Here is a 22,739-nt window from a genome sequence, read left to right as displayed (position 1 = left end):
TTAGAAGTACCCCTCGCGCTTGCGGTCTTCCATCGCGGCCTCGGACATCTTGTCGTCGGCCCTCGTCGCTCCCCGCTCGGTGAGCCGGGACGCGGCGATCTCGGCGATGACCGCCTCCAGCGTCGTCGCGTCCGAGTCGACGGCGCCGGTGCAGGACATGTCGCCGACCGTGCGGTAGCGGATCAGCCGCTTCTCGACCGTCTCCGACTCCTTCGGGCCGCCCCACTCGCCGGCGGTGAGCCACATGCCGTTGCGGGCGAACACCTCGCGTTCGTGCGCGTAGTAGATCCCGGGGAGTTCGATCTTCTCGCGGGCGATGTACTGCCACACGTCCAGTTCGGTCCAGTTGGACAGCGGGAACACGCGGACGTGCTCGCCGGGGGCGTGCCGCCCGTTGTAGAGCTGCCACAGCTCGGGCCGCTGACGGCGCGGGTCCCACTGCGAGAACTCGTCCCGCAGGCTGAACACCCGCTCCTTGGCCCGCGCCTTCTCCTCGTCGCGGCGTCCGCCGCCGAAGACCGCGTCGAACCGCAGCTCCTGGATCTTCTCGGTCAGCGGAAGCGTCTGGAGCGGGTTGCGCGTCCCGTCGGGCCGCTCGCGCAGCACGCCCCGGTCGATGTAGTCCTGCACGGAGGCGACGTGCAGCCGCAGCCCGTGCCGGGCGACCGCCCGGTCCCGGTACTCCAGCACCTCGGGGAAGTTGTGCCCGGTGTCCACGTGCAGGAGCGTGAAGGGTACGGGGGCGGGGGCGAACGCCTTCAGCGCGAGGTGCAGCATGACGATCGAGTCCTTGCCGCCGGAGAAGAGGATCACCGGCCGTTCGAACTCACCCGCCACCTCACGGAAGATGTGCACGGCCTCGGACTCCAGCGAGTCGAGGTGGCTGAGCGCGAAGGGGCTGTGCAGACCCTCTGCGGCAGTTGCGGCGGTCGTCATGCCAGACCCCTCTCGGTGAGCAGCGCGTACAGCGCCGCCGCGGACTCCTGCACGGACTGCGTGTGGGACTCGATGCGCAGATCCGGATCGGCCGGCGCCTCGTACGGGTCGTCGACCCCGGTCAGCCCGGAGATCTCCCCCGCCGCCTGCTTGGCGTACAGACCCTTCACGTCGCGTACGGAGCACACCTCGACCGGGGTCGCCACGTGCACCTCCAGGTACGCGGTGCCCTCGTTCTGGTGCCGCTTGCGGACCTCCTCGCGGCTGTCCGCGTACGGGGCGATGACCGGAGCGAGCGCCAGTACCCCGTTGCGGGCCAGCAGTTCGGCGACGTAGCCGATCCGCTGGACGTTCGTGTGCCGGTCCTCGCGGGTGAAGCCCAGCCCCGCGGAGAGGAACTCGCGGATCTCGTCGCCGTCGAGCACCTCCACCCGGCGGCCCTCGGCGCGCAGTTTCTCCGCGAGGGCGTGGGCGAGGGTGGTCTTGCCCGCGCTCGGCAGGCCGGTGAGCCAGACGGTGGCTCCGGTCACAGTGGTCTCCTGATCCTTCGTCATCCGTGCAACCCGCATTCGGTCTTGTTGCGTCCGGCCCAGCGTCCGGCGCGCGCGTCCTCGCCCGCCAGGACCCTGCGGGTGCACGGGGCGCAGCCCACGGACGCGTAACCGTCCATGAGGAGGGGGTTGGTGAGGACGCCGTGCTCCGCGACGTAGGCGTCCACGTCGTCCTGCGTCCAGCGGGCGATCGGCGACACCTTGACCTTGCGGCGCTTCTCGTCCCAGCCGACGACCGGGGTGTTCGCCCGGGTGAGGGACTCGTCGCGGCGCAGGCCCGTGGCCCACGCGTCGTATCCGCTCAGGCCGTCCTCCAGGGGCTTGACCTTGCGGAGCGCGCAGCACAGGTCGGGGTTGCGCTCGTACAGCTTCGGGCCGTGCTCGGCGTCCTGCTCGGCGACGGTCCGCCGGGGGGTGAGCGTGATGACGTTGACGTCCATCACCGCGTCCACGGCGTCACGGGTGCCGATGGTCTCGGGGAAGTGGTAGCCGGTGTCGAGGAAGACGACGTCGACCCCGGGGAACGCGCGGGACGCGAGGTGGGCGACGACGGCGTCCTCCATGGAGGACGTCACGCAGAACCGGCCGCCGAAGGTGGTGGCCGCCCACGTCAGGATGGAGAGCGCGGAGGCGTCCTCCAGGTCGCGGCCCGCCTGCTCGGCCAGGGTGCGCAGGTCTTCCTGAACGGCTGTCATATCCCCTTCTCCTCGGTCGGTTTGCTCGTCGCGACGCCCCGGGAGAGCAGTCCCAGGAACTTCAGCTGGAACGCCCGGTTGCACGCCGCGCACTCCCATGCGCCGTGTCCGGTCTCGTTGGGCCGCAGGTCCTCGTCACCGCAGTACGGGCAGTGGAAGGGGGCCGCGCGCTCGCTCACGACAGGTCTCCGTCCGCCGCGCGCGTCACCCAGGTGGCGAAGCGCTCGCCGTCCTCGCGCTGCTCCTGGAAACGGGTCAGTACGCGTTCCACGTAGTCGCCCAGTTCCGCGGAGGTGACTTTCAGACCGCGGACCTTGCGGCCGAACCCGGCCTCCAGTCCCAGTGCCCCGCCCAGGTGCACCTGGAAGCCCTCGACCTGGTTGCCGTCGGCGTCCAGCACCAACTGGCCCTTCAGGCCGATGTCCGCGACCTGGATGCGCGCGCAGGCGTTCGGGCAGCCGTTGATGTTGATGGTGATCGGCTCGTCGAACTCCGGGATGCGGCGCTCCAGTTCGTCGATCAGGGCGGCGCCGCGCGCCTTCGTCTCGACGATCGCCAGCTTGCAGAACTCGATGCCGGTGCAGGCCATCGTGCCCCGCCGGAACGGCGAGGGCGTGACCCTCAGGTCCAGCGACTCAAGACCCGACACCAACGAATCGACCTGCTCCTCGGCCACGTCGAGCACGATCATCTTCTGCTCGGCGGTGGTCCGCAGCCGGCCCGAGCCGTGCGCGTCGGCCAGTTCCGCGATCTTCGTCAGCGTCGAGCCGTCCACCCGGCCGACCCGCGGGGCGAAGCCGACGTAGAAGCGCCCGTCCTTCTGCCGGTGCACGCCGAGGTGGTCGCGCCAGACGCCCGACGGCTGCTCGGGGGCCGGGCCGTCGGACAGCTTGCGCTTGAGGTACTCGTCCTCCAGCACCTGCCGGAACTTCTCCGGGCCCCAGTCGGCGACCAGGAACTTCAGCCGGGCGCGGTTGCGCAGCCGGCGGTAGCCGTAGTCGCGGAAGATGCCGATGACGCCGCCGTACACGTCCGGCACGTCCTCCAGCGGGACCCACGTGCCCAGCCGTACGCCCAGTTTGGGGTTGGTGGACAGTCCGCCGCCCACCCACAGGTCGAAGCCGGGCCCGTACTCGGGGTGGACGACGCCGACGAAGGAGACGTCGTTGATCTCGTGCGCGACGTCCAGCTGCGGGGAGCCGGAGACCGCCGACTTGAACTTGCGCGGCAGGTTGGAGAAGTCCGGGTTGCCGATGAACCGGCGCTGGATCTCGTCGATCGCCCACGAGCCGTCGATGATCTCGTCGACGGCGATTCCGGCCACGGGCGAGCCGAGGATGACGCGCGGGGTGTCGCCGCACGCCTCGGTCGTCGACAGGCCGACGGCCTCCAGTCGGCGCCAGATCTCCGGCACGTCCTCGATGCGGATCCAGTGGTACTGCACGTTCTGCCGGTCGGTGAGGTCGGCGGTGCCGCGCGCGAACTCCTGCGAGATCTCGCCGATCACCCGCAGCTGCTCGGTGGTGAGCCGGCCGCCGTCGATCCGCACCCGCAGCATGAAGTACTCGTCGTCCAGCTCCTCCGGCTCCAGGATCGCCGTCTTGCCGCCGTCGATGCCGGGCTTGCGCTGGGTGTAGAGCCCCCACCAGCGCATGCGGCCCCGCAGGTCGTTTGGGTCGATGGAGTCGAAACCGCGCTTGGAGTAGATCGTCTCAATGCGTGTCCGCACGTTGAGACCGTCGTCGTCCTTCTTGAACTGCTCGTTTCCGTTGAGGGGCGTGTGATGCCCTACGGCCCACTGGCCTTCGCCGCGGTGGCGACCGGCCTTGCGGCGAGCGGCGACGGCAGCACCCGCGGCGGGCTTCTCTGGGGTGGCAGGCATGGCGGTTACGTCCTTCGGGACTGCGGGTGTCTACGGAAGACTGCGGACAGGCGGCTCTGACCTGCACACTCGCGCGAAAGAGGCGCGGGGGTGCGCAGCGACGCCCAGGACCGAGCGAGGGAGACGGGTGAAAGGGGGGTGCGGCAGTGCTGGGCTGTCAGCAGGCCGGACAGATGGCGCTGGACATGCGGCCGAGGTCGACGTGACGTCGACTCACCAAGGCAACTCCAGCTGAAGACATGACGGAAGCGTGGCACGCGGATCTCCGGCCAGTCCACTGTTGTCCGCAATGTGGACAAGACTGTCCCGAATGGTGGGACAGTGTGCTGCCGGTCACGTGTTCACGCAAGGGTGGGTATGCAGACGAATGCGGACATTGCGGGGTGTCGCTGGTTCAGGCGTACGCGCCCGGCCAGGGGCCCGGCTGAGCGGCCTCCGTCTCGGACTCCACCTGGGTGTCGAAGAGCCGGAAGCCCCGCTTCAGGTAGTTGTCCATGGCGTGTGGGCCGTCCTTGGAGCAGGTGTGCAGCCACACCCGCTGCGTGGCCTCCCGTCCCGGGTGGCGCTCGGCCAGGTCCCAGGCGCGCTGGATTCCGTACGAGAGCAGGGGAGCGCCGAACCGCCGCCCGCGGAAGGCCGGGATCAGACCGAAGTAGACGATCTCGACCGCACCGTCCGCCTGCGCGTCGAGTTCGACGTACCCGGCGGGAGTGCCCCTGTCGTACGCCACCCACGTCTCCGCGCCCGGCCGCTCCACCGCCTGTCGCCACTGCGCGTACGACCAGGGCAGTCGGTCCGTCCAGCTGATGTCGCCGCCGACCGCGGTGTACAGGAACCGGCTCAACTCCGGCGAAGGCACCTCGGCGCGTACGACCCGCAGCGGGCCGCCCGGCGGGAGCGGGACGGGGGAGTGGTCGTCGGGCGAGGTCTGTTCCAGGGACCACGTGGTCACGTCGATGCTGCTCATGACGGCCAGGGAACCACGCACCCGGCACGCCCCTCCCGGCGGCCCCCGTCCCGCTGTCGGGCGCTCTAGAACTCCACGCGCGCCCGCTCCACCACGGACGTCAGGTCCAGGCTCCCCGGCAGCGTGCCGAACGCGGACCCCCAGTCCCCGCCGAGACGCGACGCGCAGAACGCGTCCGAGACCTCCGAGGGCGCCCAGCGCACCAGCAGCGAGCCCTGGAGCACCAGCGCCATCCGTTCGACCAGCCGCCGTGCCCGCCCCTCGATGCCGTCCAGGTCGGCCAGCTCCGTCAGCAGGCCCTTGATCGCCCCGTCGAGACGGTGGTCGGCGCCGCGTGCCTGCCCGACCTCGGCGAGGAAGGCGTTCAGTGCCATCGGTTCCCGCTGGAGGGCGCGCAGCACGTCCAGCGCCTGCACGTTGCCCGACCCCTCCCAGATCGAGTTGAGCGGGGACTCGCGCAGCAGCCGCGGCATGCCCGACTCCTCGACGTACCCGTTGCCGCCCAGGCACTCCAGCGCCTCCGCCGCCACCGGCGTGCACCGCTTCGTCACCCAGTACTTCGCGGCCGGCACCGCGAGCCGCAGCAGCGCCCGGTCCTGCTCGGTGTCGCTGTCGTACGCGGCGGCCAGACGCATGGCGAGGACGGTCGCCGCCTCCGACTCCAGGTGCAGATCGGCCAGGACGTTGCGCATCAGCGGCTTGTCGATCAGCTCGCCGCCGAACGCCCGGCGGTGTGCCGCGTGGTGCACGGCCTGCGCGACCGCCTGGCGCATCAGCGCCGCAGAACCGATCACGCAGTCCAGCCGGGTCGCCGCCACCATCCCGATGATGGTGCGCACCCCGCGCCCCTCCTCGCCGACGAGCCGCCCCCACGTCCCGTCGAACTCCACCTCGCTCGAAGCGTTCGACCTGTTGCCCAGCTTGTCCTTGAGCCGCTGGATGCGGAAGGTGTTGCGGGTCCCGTCCTCCAGCACCCGCGGCACCAGGAAGCAGCTCAGCCCGCCCGGCGCCTGCGCCAGGACCAGGAAGCCGTCGCTCATGGGGGCGGAGCAGAACCACTTGTGCCCGGTGAGTGCGTACTCGCCCTCCCCCGCGCCGCCGATCGGAACGGCCTCGGTGGTGTTCGCCCGGACGTCGCTGCCGCCCTGCTTCTCCGTCATGGCCATGCCGAACAGGGCCCCGGGCTTGTCCGTCGCCGGCAGGAGTTCCTGCCCGTACACGGCCGAGGTGAGCCGTGGCTCCCAGACCGCCGCCAGCGACGGGTCCGCGCGCAGCGCCGGCACCGCCGCGTGCGTCATCGAGACCGGACAGCCGTGCCCGCCCTCCGCCTGCGTCCACACCAGGAACCCGGCGGCCCGGCGCAGGTGCCCGTCCGGCCGCCCCCAGGCGTTCGTCAGCCCGGCCGAGACGGCATGGCCCAGCAGCCGGTGCCACGACGGATGGAACTCGACCTCGTCGATCCGGTTCCCGTACCGGTCGTGGGTGTGCAACCGCGGCGGGTGCTCGTTCGCCTGCGCCCCCCACTCCTGCGCCTGCGCGGACCCGGCGGCCTTGCCCAGGGTCGAGAGTTCCTCCCGTACCTCGGGGAGACGGGCGGGGTCCGTGTGCCGCTCGACGGCCTCGGACAGGGCCCGGTCCGCCGTGTAGACGTCGTACCCCACCAGGGGCGGGGCCTGATTGGTGACTGTGTGGGTGGTGGCTGCCATGCGGATACGGTAAGGAGGTGCAGCCAGCAAAAGAAACACCCGGACGGCCGCGGAAGCACCGCAAGGAGAACCGGCTCCACCGCGCCCGGGTCCTCTACCGGAACGTCTCCAAGCGCAAGCTCGTCTGGCTGCTGCTCAAGGACACCGTCAACTCGTGCATCGAGTACCGCATCCTCGGACTCGCCGCGGAGGCGGCCTTCTTCACCCTGCTGTCCCTGCCGCCCCTCCTGCTCGGGCTGATCGGACTGCTCGGCTACATCGACGACTGGACGGCGACCGAGACCGTCAAGTCCATCGAGGAGAACATCCTCAGCGCCTCCCAGGCCGTCCTCTCCGACCGCGGCGTCCACGAGTTCGCGAAACCGCTCCTGGAGGACGTCACCCGAACGGGTCGCCCGGACATCATCTCCATCGGCTTCGCCATCGCCCTGTGGTCCGGCTCGCGCGCCGTCAACGTCTTCATCGACACCATCACCGTGATGTACGGCCTCGACGGGCACCGCGGCATCGTCAAGACCCGGCTGCTCGCCTTCCTCCTCTACGTGGTCGCCCTGCTGATCGGCGCGGTGGTGCTGCCGCTGATGGTGGTGGGACCGGACCGGGTGGTGGCCCTGGTGCCCTTCGCGACGGAGGTCGTCAGCGTCCTGTACTGGCCGGTGGTGATAGTGCTGTCGGTCGTCTTCCTCACGACGCTCTACCACGTGTCGGTGCCGGTCCGTTCGCCGTGGGTGGAGGACGTTCCCGGGGCGCTCATCGCGCTCGGCATGTGGGTGCTGGGCAGCTTCCTCCTGCGCATCTACGTCACCAGCACCGTCGAGGGCGGCACGATCTACGGATCGCTGGCCGCACCGATCGCGGTGCTGTTGTGGATCGGGGTGTCCGCGTTCGCGGTGCTCGTGGGCGCGGCGGTGAACGCGGCCATCGACCGGGTGTGGCCGTCCGTGGCGACGGCCGCCGCCCGCGCCGAGAACGACCGGCTGCGCACCCAGGAGGCCGCGGCGGTGATAGCCCGTGCGAAGGCGGCGGAGCTGGAGCGGAGCGCCGCGTGGGAGACGGACGAGGGCGACGACTTGGGCGACGACGGTGAGGGGGAGTGGACGGGTACGAACCCGGACATGCCGTCGGAGTTCCCGGAGCGGTGGTCGCGGTTCCTGCCGCCGGACGACGTGAAGGGACGGTTGTCCTCCCGGGACAGGGCCGCGGAGGGGCAGCGCGGGGACACGGTGGGCGGGTTGTAGCAGTGCGACCCGTTGCCCGGCTTGGTCGAGCACCCCGGCGAGAATTCGCCCTGGTCGCGCCCAGCAGCCACGCCAGGGCATCGCTGGTGACGCACGCCGCCCGCCACAGCAGCGGTGGGCCGGTCAGGGGGCGGGGGCTCCGTCTGCGGGCGAGGCGTCCGGCGGGGCCGGCGTGCTGGGCGCGGCGGGTGGGGAACCCGTCCCCGGCGTGCCGGAGGCGCCCGTACCGGTGACGGCCGAGGAGCCGTCCGCGCCCGTCGGCAGGTCCGTCCCCTCGGACGACCAGGACAGCTTCACCGTGATGTGCCCCTCCACCGCCGTCTTGGCGATCACCGCGCCCGCCTCCCCGGTCAGCTTCACCCCGAACTCCAGCTCGACCCCGTCCGGCCGCAGCGGGCCCTCCCGGAACACCCGCAGCGCGGCGTCGGCGGCCGAGCGAATGCCCTGGAGGGCGCCGTCGAAGGTCTCGCCCGCCTGCGCGAGGCGGTTGCTCCCCCGCGCGACGAGCTTCGCCCCGGGAGCGACGCGGTCCACCTCGACCACGACCTCGGCGCCGTCGGCCGTCTCGAACCTCATCAGCGCGCTCATAACGGCCCCCGTGCAGAAGTGGCTTGACCAACCGGTGCGCGTGGACGTCATTGTTCACGAACGGGAAGCCGCTGTGCAGCGGATCGGCCGAAGACCCCCACCGCGTGGTGCACCGGGCGGCAGCCCGGGAACCTCCGGGGCAGCGGGCGTGGTGCACCGGGCGGCGGCCCGGGATCCCCTGCACAGCGCGCGGTGCACGGGCGGCGACCCGGCCCCCCGGGATAGCCTGGTGAGCATGCCCGGCAGCTACCTGGAACGGCCTTCCCGACTGGACGGCGCCGTCGTCTGGCAGCGGGACGCCGACCCGGCCCCCGCGCCCGGCGCGCCGGTGTACCCGGTGCTGCCCGACGGGTGCATGGACCTGCTGTGGGTGGACGGCACACTGATCGTCGCCGGGCCCGACACCCGGGTCCACGGTACGAGCGACAGCCCGGGTGCGCGGTTCGTCGGGGTGCGCTTCGCGCCCGGTACGGGCGCCGCGCTGCTCGGTGTTCCGGCACACGAACTGCGGGACGAGCGCGTCGAGCTGGCCGCCCTGTGGGCCCGCGCGGACGAGCTGGCGCAGCGGGTGGGCGAAGCCCCGGACCCGGCGGTCGCCCTGGAGGAGGCCGTGCTGCGCGAAGCGGCCGGAGCGCCTCGGCCCGACCCGCTGCCGCGCGCCGTCGCCGCACTGCTGGACGCCGGACACAGCGTCGCCGCGACCGCCGACGCGGTCGGGCTCGGCGCGCGCCAACTGCACCGCCGTTCCCTCCACGCCTTCGGGTACGGCCCCAAGACGCTCGCCCGGGTGCTGCGGTTCCAGCGCGCCCTGGCGCTCGTACGGGGAGGGCTGCCCTACGCGGCCGTGGCGCACACGTCCGGGTACGCGGACCAGGCCCATCTGGCCCGCGAGACACGGGAGTTGGCGGGCATGACGCTGAGTGCCTACGCCTCGCTCGCCGCCGGCAGGGAGGCGAACAGGGAGACCCCGCAGCCGTCCGGGTCCAGTACCACGGCGTAACGCTGACCCCATTCGGCGTCCCACGGCTTGAGGCTGCCGGTGTATCCGGCGGCGACCAGGCCGTCGTACACCGCGTCGACCTCGGCGGGGCTCTCGCAGAGGAAGGCGAGCCCGACCCGGTCGCCGCCCTGCGGTTTCGTCCACTGCGGGTCGAAGGAACGGACCACCTCCTCCGTGTCCCACAGCACGCGCATCCCCCCGGGCAGCGTGGCTTCGACGTGCGGAGCGGACTCGGCCCCGTCGGGGACGGGAACGCCGAGACGCCGGTAGAAGTCGAGGGAGGCGGCCATGTCGGAGGTGACGATGCCGACGGATTCGAGTCGAGGAGTCATGCGAGCACTGTAGGAGGGCGCGGCACGGTGGATCTTGAAGAAATCGGACGCCGGACGAGCGCGGTCGTGCGCGCGTGGGCGGCCTGCCCAACGGCACGGGGCATGGACACGGGCGTGGGTGCAGGCAACGGTCGTACGTGCGGGCGGCATGCGCGGGCGTACGGGCCGGGCAGGGCAGGGCCACGGTCGTACGCCCGCGGCGACACCATGGGGCCCGGCGGAGGTCCGGCGTCACGAAACGGTAAGCGGCGCCCGGTGCAACCCGGCGGCCGAACCGGGTGACACTGTCGACCATGGAGTACGACAGCAACAGTTCGATCCTCGTGGTGGACGACGACCCCACCGTCGCCGAGGTGGTCACCGGCTACCTCCGCAAGGCCGGCTTCGACGTGCGGCACGCCGGCGACGGGCCCGCCGCGCTGCGGGCCGCCGCGGAGCACCGTCCCCACCTGGTCGTACTCGACCTGATGCTGCCGGGCATGGACGGCCTGGAGGTGTGCGCGCGGCTACGGGCCGAGTCCGGGCCGGTGCCGGTGATCATGCTGACCGCGCGCGGCGACGAGGAGGACCGCATCCTCGGTCTTGAGGTCGGCGCGGACGACTACGTGACCAAGCCGTTCAGCCCCCGCGAGCTGGTGCTGCGCGTCGAGTCCGTACTGCGCCGGGCCGCCACGGCCCGCGACGCTCCCGGCCCCCGGCTGCGCGCCGCCGGCATCGAGATCGACCCGGCGGCCCGGCGGGCCACCCGCGACGGCCGGGTGCTGGCCCTGACCCTGCGCGAGTTCGACCTGCTCACGTATCTGCTGAGCAACCCGGGCCGGGTGCACAGCAGGGAACACCTGCTCAAGGAGGTGTGGGGCTGGGACTTCGGCGACCTCTCCACGGTCACGGTCCACGTGCGCCGCCTGCGCGGCAAGATCGAGACGGACCCGGCCGCTCCGGCGCTGATCCAGACCGTATGGGGGGCGGGCTACCGCTTCGACGCGGGAGCGGGCCCCGGCGCGGGAGCCGGTACGGGATCCGCGCCCGGCGTACGGGCGGGCACGAACGCGTCCGACGCGGGCCGGGAGGACGCGGATCGGGAGGACGCCGGACGGGAGGACGCCGGACGGAAGGACGCGGGTCGAGAAGCGGACGTGTCCGGCAGTCCCGCACGCCTCCCCGGTGCCGTGGCGCATCGGCCGGGTCCGGACGGTCCCGCATGACCGGCGGCACCGGGAGCCTCCCGGAGTACGCGAGGGTGACCGGCATGGGCGGCATGGTCGCCGACGCGAGCGACCTCGCTCTGATCGCCCTGTTCGCCGCGCTCGGCGCCGCCGTCGCCGGGGTCGGCGGGGCGCTCGCCCTGCGCCTGCTGCGACGGCGGTCGGTGGCCGTCTCGCTGACCGTCGTCGTCGCCGTGACCGTCGCCGCCATGCTCGCCGGGACGCTCTCCGTCTGCTGGGCGATGCTCATCAACGCCCACGACCTGGCCGTCGTCACCACCGTCGTCGCGATGGCCGCCGTCGTGTCGCTCGCCACCTCCCTGTTGCTGGGACGCTGGGTGGTCGCCCGCAGCAGAGCGCTCGCGAACGCCGCCCGGTCCTTCGGGGACGGCGGGGACTTCGCGGCCCCAGACGGCTCCGCCACCGCCGAACTGACCGAACTAGCCGAGGAGTTGGCGACCACCAGCGGCAAGCTCCGGGCTTCGCGGGAGCGCGAGCAGGCGTTGGAGACGTCGCGGCGCGAGCTGGTCTCCTGGATCTCGCACGACCTGCGCACCCCGCTGGCCGGACTGCGGGCGATGGCCGAGGCGCTGGAGGACGGGGTCGCCGAGGACCCGGCCCGCTACCACCGGCAGATCCGCACCGAGGTGGACCGGCTCAACGTCATGGTCGGCGACCTCTTCGAGCTGTCCCGGATCCACGCCGGGTCGCTCGCCCTCACTCCCGCCCGGCTGTCCCTGTACGACCTGGTGGGCGACGCCCTGGCGGGCGCGGATCCGCTTGCCCGCGAGCACGGTGTGCACCTCGTGGGGGAGCGGGTCGACGCCGTGCCGGTCGAGGTCGACGGCCGGGAGATGTCCAGGGTGCTGTCGAACCTGCTGGTCAACGCCATTCGGCGGACCCCTGCCGACGGCACGGTGGCCGTCGCCGCGGAGCCGGGACCGGAGCCCCGTACCGTCGTGGTCTCCGTCACCGACGGCTGCGGCGGCATCCCGGAGGCCGACCTGCCACGGGTCTTCGACACCGGCTGGCGCGGCACGGAGGCCCGGACGCCCCCGGGCGGCGCGGGCCTGGGGCTGGCCATCGTCCGCGGCATCGTCGAGGCCCACGCGGGGCGGGCGGAGGTCCGCAACGTGCCCGGTGGCTGCCGGTTCGAGGTGACGCTGCCCTCGGCCCCCGCGTGACGTGACCCCACAGGTGGGCTTGCCGCAGGCCGCGACGGCCCCTGCGCTACGAGCGAACCCCGCCGCAGGCCCGCGGGTCCGCGGGCATGATGACGCTCATGAACGCAGCGCAGACAGCACCCGCGACGCCCTTCAAGCTCCTCGTCCTCGGCGGGACCGAGTTCGTCGGACGCGCCGTCACCGAGGGTGCGCTGGAACGGGGTTGGGACGTCACCGTCTTCCACCGCGGCACCCATGCGCCGCCGCCGGGCGTCCGTGCCCTGCACGGTGACCGTCTCGGCGATCTCACCGCGCTCGACGCCGCCGTACGGGACGGCGCGACCTGGGACGCGGTGCTCGACACCTGGTCGGGCACGCCCGCTGCCGTGCGGGACGCGGCCGAACTGCTGGCCGGCCACGCCCGGCGGTACGTCTACGTGTCGTCCGGATCGGTGTACGCGCACCCCGCACCTGCCGGTCAGGAGGAGGACGGTGCGCTCGTCGAGCCGGGCGACGGGGGCTACGCGCACATGAAGCGCGGCGGGGAGGACGCCGCGGTGGAAGCCTTCGGCGCGGATCGGACGGTGCTCGCCAGGGCGGGCCTGATCCTCGGTCCCGGCGAGAACATCGGCCGGCTCCCGTGGTGGCTGAACCGGGTGGCCCGCGGCGGTCCGGTCCTCGCCCCGGGCCCGCGCGACCTGCCGATCCAGTTCATCGACGCCCGCGACCTCGCCGCGTGGATGCTGGACGCGGCACGGGACGAGCTGTCCGGCCCGTACAACCTGGTCTCCCCGGAAGGGCACACCACCATGGGGGAACTGCTGGAGTCCTGTGTCCGGGCGACCGGCTCGGTGACCGCCGAACTGTGCTGGAAAGAGCCGGAGTCGATCCTTTCGTACGGGATCGAGCCGTGGCTGGACCTGCCGGTGTGGCTGCCGCCGGGCGAGGATCACGACACCGTTCACCGCAAGGGTGTCGCCAAGGCGCTCGCCACGGGGCTGCGCTGCCGCCCGGTCGCCGAGACCGTGGCGGACACCTGGCAGTGGCTGAGTGCGTCGGGCGGGACGGCCCCGCAGCGCTCGGACCGGCCGGTGGTGGGTCTCGATCCGGAGGTGGAGGCCAAGGTGCTGGCGGCGCCGTCGGCTTGACGGGCCGTCAACTGCGGTACTCCGTCCAGCCTTCGGTGGCGATCAGCAGGGACACCCGGTGCGGCTGGAAGTCGACGAGTTCGCGGCACCGGTCGGCCATCGCACGGTGCCGCACCTGCCAGTCGGGCCGGTGCCCGTACGCCTCGTAGAAGCCGTCGAGCGCGGCTACGTCCTCGGGGTGGTGCGTGCGGACGATCCACTCGCACCACGCCAGGTCCTCGACGGGGTCGCCCCAGTGCGCCCACTCCCAGTCGAGGAGCGCGGTGACGCGCGACGCGTCGCCGGTGAGCAGAAGGTTGTTCGGCCCGAAATCCCCGTGCACGAGCACCGTTCCCGGCCTGGCCCGGGGGAAGACGTCGGTGGCGTCGACCGAGTGCACCGCCCTCAGTGCCGCCCCACAGGCCCGCAGCACCTCCTCGGCGTGACCCGCGTCGATCAGGTCCTGGCCGTGCACGCCCTCCAGGAAGGTCATGCTCAGGCTCTCGCCGGTGCAGCCGATCAACTGGGGCACGGGGAAGGCGGTTCCGAGTGCCCCCAGGCCGCACAGCGCGGCGGCCTCCCGCTCCATCCGGCGCTGCGCGTCGCGGCCCTTGTACGCCTTGGTGACGACACCGGCGTGGTAGGTGGTGTGGTTCGTGTATCCGTGCGGCAGATGTTCCATGGGTCCAGCCTTGCTCATGAAAGGCCCCGGGTGTGCGTCTCGTTGCCCGGTCCACACGACCGGTTGACGCCGACCGTCGGGGCGCTGTGCCGCCGCGTCCCCTTCGACGGCGCCGGGCCCGCGTCGGGCCGACCCCCTCTCGATCTTCGACGTGCATTAGGTTAGGCTCACCTAAGAAGCTCAAGGAGGGGCGTCCATGCCGGAGCACATACCGGGACAACCGTCATACCTGCCGTCCGTGGCGGATGAGTTCGCCGGTCGCGTCGCGCTCGTCACCGGTGCCGCACAGGGCATCGGCGAAGCGGTCGTACGGGCGCTGGCGGCCCGTGGTGCGACCGTGGCCGCCACCGACCGGTCCTCGGCCGGCGTGCGGGACCTCGCCGCGGCCCTGACCGAGGACGCCGGCAACGACGGGGCGGGTGCGGTCACCGCGTACCCCCTGGACGTCACCGACAGCCGGGCGGTGGAAGAGACCGTCGCCCGCGTCGAGTCCGAACTCGGGCCGCTGGACCTGCTGGTGAACGTCGCCGGGATCCTCCGTACCGCCCCCGCCACCGAACTCACCGACCAGGACTGGGCCGACACCTTCGCCGTGAACACCACCGGCGTCTTCCACACCTCCCGGGCCGCCGCCGCCCGCATGACGCAGCGCCGCAAGGGCTGCATCGTCACCGTCGCCTCCAACGCGGCGGGCATCCCGCGTACCGGCATGGCCGCCTACGCCGCCTCCAAGGCCGCCGCCGCCATGTTCACCAAGTGCCTGGGCCTGGAGGTCGCGCGCAGCGGCGTCCGCTGCAACGTCGTCGCCCCCGGTTCCACCGACACCCCCATGCAGCGCGGCCTGTGGGAGGGCCGGCCGGACGCCGAACAGGGGGTTGTGGAGGGCGACTTGGGCACCTACCGGACGGGCATACCGCTCGGCCGGATCGCCCAGCCCGCAGACATCGCCGACGCCGTCCTGTTCCTGGCCTCCGACCGCGCGCGCCACATCACCATGCAGGACATCTACGTCGACGGCGGCGCCACCCTCCGCTGATCCGCCCCCCGCACCTCCCTCTCTCGCTCCGCCCCCACATCCTCACGAGCATTGGAGACCCCGTGGACACCGTGTCGACGGCACCCGCACTCGCCACCGCCACCGTCCCCGCGTCGCGACACTCCGCCGAAGTGGCACACCCCGCCGTCGGCGCGGCCACCGGTCTGCTGGACGCCTACACCCCCGGCGCCCGCTTCCTCGCCACTCCCACCCGTACCCTCCTCGCCGACGGCCCGGTGCGCGAAGTCCCGCACGACACGCACCCGTTGACCGAGCGCGTCACCGAAACCCTGGACGCGGCCCGCCGGGAAGGGCAGGCCAACCCCGTCGTCATCGGCGCCGTGCGCTTCGACCAGAACGCACCCGCCGCCCTCGCCGTGCCCGAGCGCGTCCAGGACGCCCCGCCGCTCGCCACCGACCCGCTGATCGCCCTGCCCGCCGACCTGCGCGCCGAGACGCAGTGGGACGTCGTGCCGGTGCCCGCGCCCGAGGTGTACGGGGCCGGGGTCGCCTCCGTCGTCGACCGCATGTGGCGCGGCGAGTTCAGCAAGGTCGTCCTCGCCCGCACCCTGGAACTCACCGCCGACGCCCCCCTCGACCTGCCGGTGATGCTCCAGCGCCTCGCCCGCCGCGACCCGTCCGGCTACACGTTCGCGCTGCCCACCGGCACGGGTCCCACCGGTACGGAGTACACCGCCGCCGGCCGCACCCTGATCGGCGCCAGCCCCGAACTCCTCGTCTCCCGGCGCGGCGGCAAGGTCGTCGCCAACCCGCTCGCCGGATCCACCCCGCGCAGCGCGGACCTCGCCGAGGACGTCCGTCGGGCCGCCGCGCTGCTCGCCTCCGCGAAGGACCTGCACGAGCACGCGGTCGTCGTCGACGCGGTGCACGGTGCGCTCGCCCCGTACTGCACCACCCTCGACGTCCCCGCGAAGCCGACCCTGATCCGCACCGCCACCATGTGGCACCTCTCCACCACCGTCACCGGCACCCTGCCCGAGGAGGGCGCCGCCTCCGCCCTCGAACTCGCCTCCGCCCTGCACCCGACGCCCGCCGTCTGCGGCACCCCCACACTGACGGCACGTCAGGTCATCGCGGAGACGGAGCCGTTCGACCGCGGGTTCTTCACCGGCATGATCGGCTGGGGCAACGCCGACGGCGACGGCGAGTGGGTCGTCACCATCCGCTGCGCCGAGGCCGAGGGGCGCACGCTGCGGCTGTACGCGGGCGCGGGCGTCGTCGCCGCGTCCGAGCCGGAGGCGGAGACCGCCGAGACCGGTGCGAAGTTCCGTACCTTCCTGCACGCGGTCGGCGCCGACCAGTAGACCGCCCCCTGCCGACACCCACCCCCTGCCGAAACCGTACGGCCCGACCACGGCGCCGTCCCGTACGGCGCGACCGGTCCCGCCGCCGTCCCGTCGTCCGACCGTGCCGGAGGGACGATGCCGCCCCACCCGTACGGCTCGGCGCATACCACTGGACCGCACCCTCCGCCACGCGGGCGGTGCGGTCCAGTGGTGCGGCGCGGTGCTGCCGGACGCGATGGGCCTCCCGCCCTACGGTGACCCGTATGAACGCATCCGACACGTCCTCGCCCCGGCTCAACGCGCTCACCGCCCTCGGTGAGAGCACCGAAGACAACCGCGCCGAGCTGATCGAGGCGGCCTGGCTCACCGGCACCCGCAACCCCGCCGAACTCGCCTCGGTCGCCGGAGTCGCCCGGGACACCGTCTACGCCGACCTCGCCGCGCGCGGCATCGACCGGCAGGACAGGGACGCAGCCCCCGCCCCGCGCCCCGAGTCGGTCGGCGCGGCAGCGGTGGACGCGGTGGCCCGGCAGGCGGCGGACGTGTTCGAACCGCTCAGCCACTCCCACGACCCCGGCCCGCTCACCACTGCGGGCTGGCAGCTGGCCCTCGCTTACCGCTCCATCGCCGCCCTCCTCCTCGACGAACTCGCGGACGCCGACCGCGAGGAGACCGCCGAGGAGCTCTCCGACCGGCTCCAGATCGCTCTGCACCACTCGCACGTCTACCGGGCCTCCCGCAGTACCCCGCGCCGGCTCGGCGCGCAGACCGGGCGGACCGACGCCGAGATCTCCGTACTCCAGCCGCTGCCCAGCGCCGCGACGGTCAGCCTCACCCTCCACTCCGGGGAGACCCTGACCGTCCGCCTCGGCCGCGAGGAGGACACCGGCCTGACGACTCTCTCCACCGACAGCCCCCTCCTCGACACCACCCTCGAAGCCCACGACCACCTGGAGCTGCACACCGCACTGGACACGGTGGCGCAGGTCCTGACGCGCCACATGTGACCGGTCGGTCCCCGTGACCGACTAGGCCTTCACCGCGGTGAGTTCGGCGGCACCGAACGACACGTCGAAGCGGTCGCACCAGATGCTGACGCTCCGGTACCGGTCCAGATCCAGGTCCGCGGGCAGGGCGTAGTTCTGACTGCCCTTGTTGCCCTTGAGCTTCGCCAAGGTGGTGTACGCGCCGTCGTCGAAGACGTGCCAACCCGCCCTGCCCTCCACCACCTTGGCGTCGCTCAGCACCACCCGCAGGTCCGGCCCGTTGCTCGTCTCAAGGTCTTCGAAACGCAGTGTCCGACTGCCGTCGGGAAGCCGCAGGACCTTCACGGAACCGCTGGTCGCGTGCTCGTGGCTGATCAGGTTCCCGGCGGACACCGCCACCGGCCCGACGGCCGCGGGCTTCTCCGTGTCTCCCGGCATGCCACCCTGCTCGGGGCTTCCCGTCGTCCGGGGGGCCGGTGCCGCCACCGGCGCCTCGTCCCGCACCGTCTCGTCCGTGAAGAGCTTCCAGGGCTGGAACCAATATGCTCCGAACCCGGCGGCGAGCACCCCCACCACCACGATTCCGGCCACGATCCGCCTGCTGAAGAATCCTCTGACTCCGTGCTTGTCCATACCCGTATTCAACTGCGGGACCGCTGCTTCCGGCCATGATCAACCGATGACGAAAGCCTTACGGCACGTCCGAGGCGGATCCGTACGCGGGCGCCGCACGCCGCAGCCGCTCCCTGGAACCCGGCCGCCACCAGCAGTGCCACCGGCACCGACCGGGTGGCGAGCGGACCGGCCAGGGCCGCGCCCAGTGCGAAACCGGTGAGTTTGAGCGAGGCGCCCGTGGTGAAGACCCGGCCGCGCAGCAGCGGCGGCGACTCCCGGTGGCGCACCGCGAACAACGCGGTGAGCTGCGGCCCCGCTCCGATTCCGGCCAGCACCCCTGCCGCGATGACCGCCACCGGGTGCAGGGTCGCCGCAAGGAGACATGCGACGCCGACCACGAGCGCACTCGGCGCGATGACGAGGTCGGGCCGCCGCACCAGCCGAGGCCGCCCGGCCAGTACGGCATTGGCGGCGAGCGCACCGAGCGCGGTACCTGACAGCATCAGCGCACCGTGGTGCGCACCGCCCAGGGCGACCGCGCCGAGCAGCGGGGCGACGGTGACGAAGACGCCCTCGCCGGTGCACGAGAGGACCGAGGCCGCGGTGGCACGGGCGAGTGGACGACTGCGCCCGACGGCACGGAAGCCGTCCGCCAGGTCGACGAGGACGGACCGTGCGGGCACGGGACGGCCGGGGGTGCCTTCCGTGCGGGCGTTTTCGACCGGAAGTGCGGGCGCGTGGGCGCTTCCCGCGAGGGCCGCTGGCGCGCGGGCGTCTTCCAGGGGTGGTGCTGGCGTGTGGGCGTCCTCGACGTGGGTCGCTGCCGCGCGGCCGTCCTTCGTACGGGACTTCGTCACATGGCCGTCTTCTGTGCGGGTCTCCGCCGCGCGGCCGTCTTCTGCGCGGACCCTTTCCCCGGCTGCCGGTCGTGAGCCGGGCACTGCCGTACGGGACCCCGGCAGCGTCCAGGCCACCGGCAGCGCCGTCAGGATCAGTGTCGCCGACACGGCGACACTCGCGGAGGCCCCGGCCAGTCCCGCGACCCCGCCCGCCAGCGCGGGGCCCACGAGCCCGGCGACGCTGAGCGTCGACGCGTCCAGTGCGTTGGCCCGGCCGAGGCCCTCCTCCTCGACGACCAGGGGGAGTTGCGACGTCCACCCGGCCGACAGTGCGGGACCGAACAGTCCCGCTCCCACCGCGACCAGGACGACGACGGGGACCGGTGCGCGCCCCAGGAGCAGCAGGACGACGAGGAGAGCCGCCGCGTACAGTCCGAGCGCGACGGCGAGCAGCCGGCCGGGGCGGCGGGTTCTGTCGAGCAGCACCCCGAAGACCGGCCCGCCCGCCGCCGCCGCGATCGTCAGCCCTGCCAGCAGGGACGACGCGGCTGCGGTCGAACCGGTGACCGCGAGGGCCAGGAGGAGCACGGCCGGGCCGGACATGTCGTCTCCGGTGCGGGCGGCGGTGGCCCCGGTGAGGTAGCGCACCGCTGCGGACCGCTCGCTGAGGTGACGCACCGCCGCGGACCGCTCGCCGAGTTGGCGCACGGCCCCGAACCGCTCCGTGCGGTGACGCACCGCCCCGACCCGCTCCCTGAGTTGGCGCACGGCCCCGACCGGCTCCCCGCGGTGACGTTTCAGCATGGCGAGGACGGTACGCAGGTAACGCAAAGTCTCGCTAGTTGCGTTACATTCTGCGGATGCTCTCGATGAACACCGCCCGGCGGACCGCAGCTCTTGTCAACGTGCTGTGCGACGAGGACCAAGGCGTCGCGTTGCTCGCGTCCGTCACCGACGTGCTTCGGGAACACGGTGAGGCGGGCCCCCTGGAACTCGGCGAGAGCGACCTTGCGGAGCTGCGCGCGGTCGCCCTTCTCCTGCGCGAGGTCTTCGCCGCCCCCGGACTCGACGAGGCGGCTGCCGTCCTCAACGGGCTGCTGGCCCGCACCCGGGGGCGCTTCCGCCTCACCTCGCACTCCGGCACCACCGACTGGCACCCCCACCTGGACAGCGACGACGACGCCCCGTGGGGCGAGTGGTTCCTCGCGTCCTCCTGCCTCGCACTGGCGATCCTGCTCTGGGACCGCCACGCAGCGCCGGGCGGGGTCTGCGCCGCCGCCTCCTGCCGCAACGTCTACCTCGCCCACGGCAGTGGCCCGGAGCGCCGCTACTGCTCCCGTCGTTGTGCGACCAGGGAGCGGGTGGCGGCGCACCGCCGGGGGCGGACCTCGAAGCCGGTCACGCGCCGGGGGTGACGCGTATGCCCGCGGACATGCCGTCGTCTCCGCCGCCTTCTTCCCGCGCGCGCCCGCACACCGGGAGTGCCCCGGGTCCCTCGTTCACGCCCGCACCCCCAAGTACCCCGGGTCCCTCGTTCGCGCCCGCACCCGCAAGTACGTCGGCTTCCTCGTTCACGCCCGTGCGTCCAAAATGCCGTCGCCGCGGCGCCAGTTCGGTCGCCGGGGGCTCGGGAAGAGGCCCGGAACGGGGCCCGCGAAAGGGGCCCGGGAAAATAGCTGGCGCACCGCTCGGGGCCGTGACTAGGGTGTGCCACGTTCCTCCGGCGGCCGAGAGTCGCCGGTAGTCAGCTGTTCCAGGCAGGAGGTGTGACCGATGGCTGTCGTCATGGTGAGTGCTGCGTGCACTCGAAGGCTCGTCCACTCCACCTCCGTGGCCTCCGGCTGACCACTTCTCCTTCCGCGCCGACCGAGCGCGGTGCCGGGGCCGCCCTTGTTTCGAAGGGTTCCCCCTTGTCTTTCCTGCCTTTGCACGAGCACTCCCAGGTTTCCGACCTGTCCGCGCACCCGCTCCAGCCGTACGGCTGGGACGCCGCGTGGGAAGCCGAGTTCACCCCGTACGCCGAGCAGGGCCTGATGCCCGGCCGGGTCGTACGGGTGGACCGCGGTCAGGCCGACGTCGTCACGACCGAAGGGCTGATCCGCGCGGACACCGTGCTGGTGACCCCGCACGACCCGCTGCGCGTCGTGTGCACCGGCGACTGGGCCGCCGTCGAGCCCACCGGTGACCCGCAGTTGATCCGTACGCTGCTGCCTCGGCGTACGGCTTTCGTACGGTCCACCTCCTCCCAGCGGTCCGAAGGACAGATCCTCGCGGCCAACGTCGACCACGCGGTCATCGCCGTGTCGCTGGCCGTCGAACTCGACCTCGGCCGGATCGAACGCTTCCTCGCACTGGCCTGGGAGTCCGGAGCCATGCCCGTCGTCGTCCTCACCAAGGCCGATCTGGTGCCGGACGCCACGGGGCTCTCGTACCTCGTCGAAGATGTCGAGACGGTCGCGCCGGGCGTTCAGGTGCTGCCGGTCAGCTCCGTCACCGGTGCGGGCCTCGACGCCCTCACGGCGGTCGTCGCCGGGGGTACGAGCGTGCTGCTCGGCGTCTCCGGCGCGGGGAAGTCCACTCTGGCCAACGCCCTCTTGGGGCAGGACGTCATGGAGGTGCAGGCCACCCGCGACATCGACGGCAAGGGCAGGCACACCACGACCACCCGCAACCTGCTCGCCCTCCCCGGCGGGGGAGTGCTCATCGACACGCCGGGGCTGCGGGGTGTCGGGCTGTGGGACGCCGGGTCCGGGGTCGACCAAGTATTCGCGGAGATCGGGGAGTTGGCGCAGGACTGCCGGTTCCACGACTGCGGGCACGTGGCCGAGCCGGGCTGCGCGGTCCTCGCCGCGATCGAGGACGGCAGCCTGCCCGAGCGCCGGCTGGAGAGCTGGCGCAAGCTGATGCGCGAGAACCAGCGCATCGTCGCCAAGACCGACGCGCGGCTGCGTCAGGAGATGCTGCGCGGCTGGAAGCAGAGGAGTTCCGAAGGCCGGGCCAACATGGCGGCCAAGCGCGGCGGCAGGATCCGGTAGCACCGCCGCGCAGGCCACGGGCCGCTTTCGCCCGGCCGGCCGGCCGCGTACGGCGGGGGCTGCCTTTGCCTCGTCGGTCGCCCGCGTACGGCACGGGCCGCCTTCGCCCGTCGGCGGCCCGCGTACGGGGGCCACCCTCGCCTGCCCGGCTGCCCGCGTGCGGCAGGGCGGGCGGAAAGGGGCACCGGGAGTACTCGGTAACCCCTTCCGCCTTGCCGCACGGGGGCACCGGGAGTACTCGGTGCCTCTTCCACGTCTCCGTGCGCTCAGCCGAACTGGCCGGGCCGGTAGTCGCCCGCGGGCATCCGGATCATGACGTTCACCCGGTTGTAGGCGTTGATGAGGGCGACGAGCGACACCAGAGCCATGAGCTGTTCCTCGTCGAAGTGCTTGGCGGCGTGCGCCCATACCTCGTCCGAGACGCCACCGCCGGCGTCGGCGATGCGAGTGCCTTCCTCGGTCAGCTCCAGCGCGGCACGCTCCGCGTCCGTGAAGACCGTGGCCTCGCGCCAGGCCGCGATCAGGTGCAGACGCGTCGCGGTCTCACCGGCCTCGGCGGCGTCCTTGGTGTGCATGTCCGTGCAGAAGCCGCACCCGTTGATCTGACTGGCGCGGATCTTCACCAGTTCCTGGGTGGCAGCGGGCAGGGCCGAGTCCGAGACGACCTTGCCCGCCGACCCGATGTGTTTCATGAGCTTGCCCGCGAGAGGGCTGCCGAAGAGGTTGAGACGAGCTTCCATGACGAACTCCCGTTCCTTGGGGTGGTGACCCTGTGCCGACACCCCTATGACGGGTCGCAGCGCGGAAGTGTGACGCCGTCCGGTGTGAGGCGGGTCACGCCGGGGCCGC

The 22,739-nt window shown here is 72.5% G+C and carries 24 protein-coding genes; 10 read left to right on the top strand and 14 right to left on the bottom strand.

Annotated features, from left to right (window positions below; all coding sequences use genetic code 11):
- The 8 genes from cysD to ACQPZG_RS07980 form a co-directional block, all read right to left on the bottom strand.
- On the bottom strand, positions 1-936 hold the full coding sequence (gene cysD / locus ACQPZG_RS08015) for a sulfate adenylyltransferase subunit CysD (protein WP_185027103.1): 936 nt from the start codon (positions 934-936) through the stop codon (positions 1-3).
- Complete coding sequence (gene cysC / locus ACQPZG_RS08010; RefSeq protein ID WP_433545136.1) at positions 933-1,490, bottom strand: adenylyl-sulfate kinase; 558 nt, start codon at positions 1,488-1,490, stop codon at positions 933-935. The genes cysD and cysC overlap by 4 nt, the downstream gene beginning before the upstream one ends.
- Positions 1,487-2,182 (bottom strand): phosphoadenylyl-sulfate reductase, encoded by a 696-nt coding sequence (locus ACQPZG_RS08005; RefSeq protein ID WP_433545135.1) that lies wholly within the window; start codon positions 2,180-2,182, stop codon positions 1,487-1,489. Before ACQPZG_RS08005 ends, cysC begins: the two co-directional genes overlap by 4 nt.
- Positions 2,179-2,361: a hypothetical protein gene (locus tag ACQPZG_RS08000; RefSeq protein ID WP_433545134.1), complete on the bottom strand. Its 183-nt coding sequence runs from the start codon at positions 2,359-2,361 to the stop codon at positions 2,179-2,181. The genes ACQPZG_RS08005 and ACQPZG_RS08000 overlap by 4 nt, the downstream gene beginning before the upstream one ends.
- Complete coding sequence (locus ACQPZG_RS07995) at positions 2,358-4,064, bottom strand: nitrite/sulfite reductase (RefSeq protein WP_433545133.1); 1,707 nt, start codon at positions 4,062-4,064, stop codon at positions 2,358-2,360. Before ACQPZG_RS07995 ends, ACQPZG_RS08000 begins: the two co-directional genes overlap by 4 nt.
- Positions 4,065-4,221: 157 nt before the next feature.
- A complete protein-coding gene (locus ACQPZG_RS07990; RefSeq protein ID WP_373312475.1) occupies positions 4,222-4,305 on the bottom strand; it encodes a putative leader peptide in 84 nt (27 codons plus the stop codon).
- Positions 4,306-4,458: 153 nt separating this feature from the next.
- The gene (locus tag ACQPZG_RS07985; RefSeq protein ID WP_433545132.1) at positions 4,459-5,031 is read right to left on the bottom strand and encodes a GNAT family N-acetyltransferase; all 573 of its coding nucleotides are present in this window, start codon (positions 5,029-5,031) and stop codon (positions 4,459-4,461) included.
- A 65-nt stretch (positions 5,032-5,096) separates the two neighbouring features.
- Positions 5,097-6,737, bottom strand: coding sequence for an acyl-CoA dehydrogenase family protein (locus ACQPZG_RS07980; protein ID WP_433545131.1), 1,641 nt, complete (start codon positions 6,735-6,737; stop codon positions 5,097-5,099).
- A gap of 17 nt (positions 6,738-6,754) precedes the next feature.
- Between ACQPZG_RS07980 and ACQPZG_RS07975 the strand changes: the two genes are divergently transcribed.
- On the top strand, positions 6,755-7,975 hold the full coding sequence (locus ACQPZG_RS07975; protein ID WP_433545130.1) for a YihY/virulence factor BrkB family protein: 1,221 nt from the start codon (positions 6,755-6,757) through the stop codon (positions 7,973-7,975).
- Positions 7,976-8,098: 123 nt separating this feature from the next.
- Here ACQPZG_RS07975 and ACQPZG_RS07970 read toward each other — a convergent pair whose 3' ends face one another.
- Positions 8,099-8,551: a CU044_2847 family protein gene (locus ACQPZG_RS07970; RefSeq protein WP_433545129.1), complete on the bottom strand. Its 453-nt coding sequence runs from the start codon at positions 8,549-8,551 to the stop codon at positions 8,099-8,101.
- A 247-nt stretch (positions 8,552-8,798) separates the two neighbouring features.
- On the opposite strand from ACQPZG_RS07970, the gene ACQPZG_RS07965 reads away from it, so the two are divergent.
- Positions 8,799-9,563: a helix-turn-helix domain-containing protein gene (locus ACQPZG_RS07965; RefSeq protein WP_433545128.1), complete on the top strand. Its 765-nt coding sequence runs from the start codon at positions 8,799-8,801 to the stop codon at positions 9,561-9,563.
- Here ACQPZG_RS07965 and ACQPZG_RS07960 read toward each other — a convergent pair.
- On the bottom strand, positions 9,488-9,895 hold the full coding sequence (locus ACQPZG_RS07960; RefSeq protein ID WP_433545127.1) for a VOC family protein: 408 nt from the start codon (positions 9,893-9,895) through the stop codon (positions 9,488-9,490). The genes ACQPZG_RS07965 and ACQPZG_RS07960 overlap by 76 nt on opposite strands.
- A gap of 293 nt (positions 9,896-10,188) precedes the next feature.
- On the opposite strand from ACQPZG_RS07960, the gene ACQPZG_RS07955 reads away from it, so the two are divergent.
- The 3 genes from ACQPZG_RS07955 to ACQPZG_RS07945 all read left to right on the top strand — a co-directional run bounded on the left by ACQPZG_RS07955 (position 10,189) and on the right by ACQPZG_RS07945 (position 13,411).
- A complete protein-coding gene (locus tag ACQPZG_RS07955) occupies positions 10,189-11,100 on the top strand; it encodes a response regulator transcription factor (RefSeq protein ID WP_433545126.1) in 912 nt (303 codons plus the stop codon).
- Positions 11,101-11,153: 53 nt separating this feature from the next.
- Positions 11,154-12,284, top strand: coding sequence for a sensor histidine kinase (locus tag ACQPZG_RS07950; RefSeq protein WP_433549306.1), 1,131 nt, complete (start codon positions 11,154-11,156; stop codon positions 12,282-12,284).
- A 98-nt stretch (positions 12,285-12,382) separates the two neighbouring features.
- Positions 12,383-13,411: an NAD-dependent epimerase/dehydratase family protein gene (locus ACQPZG_RS07945; RefSeq protein WP_433545125.1), complete on the top strand. Its 1,029-nt coding sequence runs from the start codon at positions 12,383-12,385 to the stop codon at positions 13,409-13,411.
- A 7-nt stretch (positions 13,412-13,418) separates the two neighbouring features.
- Here ACQPZG_RS07945 and ACQPZG_RS07940 read toward each other — a convergent pair whose 3' ends face one another.
- Complete coding sequence (locus ACQPZG_RS07940; protein WP_433545124.1) at positions 13,419-14,072, bottom strand: phosphotransferase family protein; 654 nt, start codon at positions 14,070-14,072, stop codon at positions 13,419-13,421.
- A gap of 196 nt (positions 14,073-14,268) precedes the next feature.
- Here ACQPZG_RS07940 and ACQPZG_RS07935 point away from each other — a divergent pair, with 196 nt between their 5' ends.
- The 3 genes from ACQPZG_RS07935 to ACQPZG_RS07925 all read left to right on the top strand — a co-directional run bounded on the left by ACQPZG_RS07935 (position 14,269) and on the right by ACQPZG_RS07925 (position 17,422).
- A complete protein-coding gene (locus ACQPZG_RS07935) occupies positions 14,269-15,108 on the top strand; it encodes a 2,3-dihydro-2,3-dihydroxybenzoate dehydrogenase (protein WP_433545123.1) in 840 nt (279 codons plus the stop codon).
- A 71-nt stretch (positions 15,109-15,179) separates the two neighbouring features.
- The gene (dhbC, locus tag ACQPZG_RS07930; RefSeq protein ID WP_433549305.1) at positions 15,180-16,433 is read left to right on the top strand and encodes an isochorismate synthase DhbC; all 1,254 of its coding nucleotides are present in this window, start codon (positions 15,180-15,182) and stop codon (positions 16,431-16,433) included.
- A 245-nt stretch (positions 16,434-16,678) separates the two neighbouring features.
- The gene (locus tag ACQPZG_RS07925) at positions 16,679-17,422 is read left to right on the top strand and encodes a hypothetical protein (RefSeq protein WP_433545122.1); all 744 of its coding nucleotides are present in this window, start codon (positions 16,679-16,681) and stop codon (positions 17,420-17,422) included.
- A gap of 21 nt (positions 17,423-17,443) precedes the next feature.
- On the opposite strand, the gene ACQPZG_RS07920 is transcribed toward ACQPZG_RS07925, so the two are convergent.
- A complete protein-coding gene (locus ACQPZG_RS07920; RefSeq protein WP_433545121.1) occupies positions 17,444-18,034 on the bottom strand; it encodes a DM13 domain-containing protein in 591 nt (196 codons plus the stop codon).
- Positions 18,035-18,042: 8 nt separating this feature from the next.
- Positions 18,043-19,659, bottom strand: coding sequence for an MFS transporter (locus ACQPZG_RS07915; protein WP_433545120.1), 1,617 nt, complete (start codon positions 19,657-19,659; stop codon positions 18,043-18,045).
- Positions 19,660-19,715: 56 nt separating this feature from the next.
- Here ACQPZG_RS07915 and ACQPZG_RS07910 point away from each other — a divergent pair, with 56 nt between their 5' ends.
- Both ACQPZG_RS07910 and rsgA read left to right on the top strand, forming a co-directional pair.
- Complete coding sequence (locus ACQPZG_RS07910; RefSeq protein ID WP_433545119.1) at positions 19,716-20,270, top strand: CGNR zinc finger domain-containing protein; 555 nt, start codon at positions 19,716-19,718, stop codon at positions 20,268-20,270.
- Positions 20,271-20,774: 504 nt separating this feature from the next.
- A complete protein-coding gene (rsgA, locus tag ACQPZG_RS07905) occupies positions 20,775-21,890 on the top strand; it encodes a ribosome small subunit-dependent GTPase A (RefSeq protein WP_433549304.1) in 1,116 nt (371 codons plus the stop codon).
- Between the two features lie 266 nt (positions 21,891-22,156).
- Here rsgA and ACQPZG_RS07900 read toward each other — a convergent pair whose 3' ends face one another.
- Complete coding sequence (locus ACQPZG_RS07900) at positions 22,157-22,630, bottom strand: carboxymuconolactone decarboxylase family protein (RefSeq protein WP_433545118.1); 474 nt, start codon at positions 22,628-22,630, stop codon at positions 22,157-22,159.
- Between the last annotated feature and the right edge of the window lie 109 nt (positions 22,631-22,739).

Source organism: Streptomyces sp. CA-294286, assembly GCF_050947155.1.
GTDB lineage: Bacteria > Actinomycetota > Actinomycetes > Streptomycetales > Streptomycetaceae > Streptomyces.
Note: the sequence above shows the minus strand (reverse complement) of the source record. Positions and strands in the feature narration are given on the sequence as shown.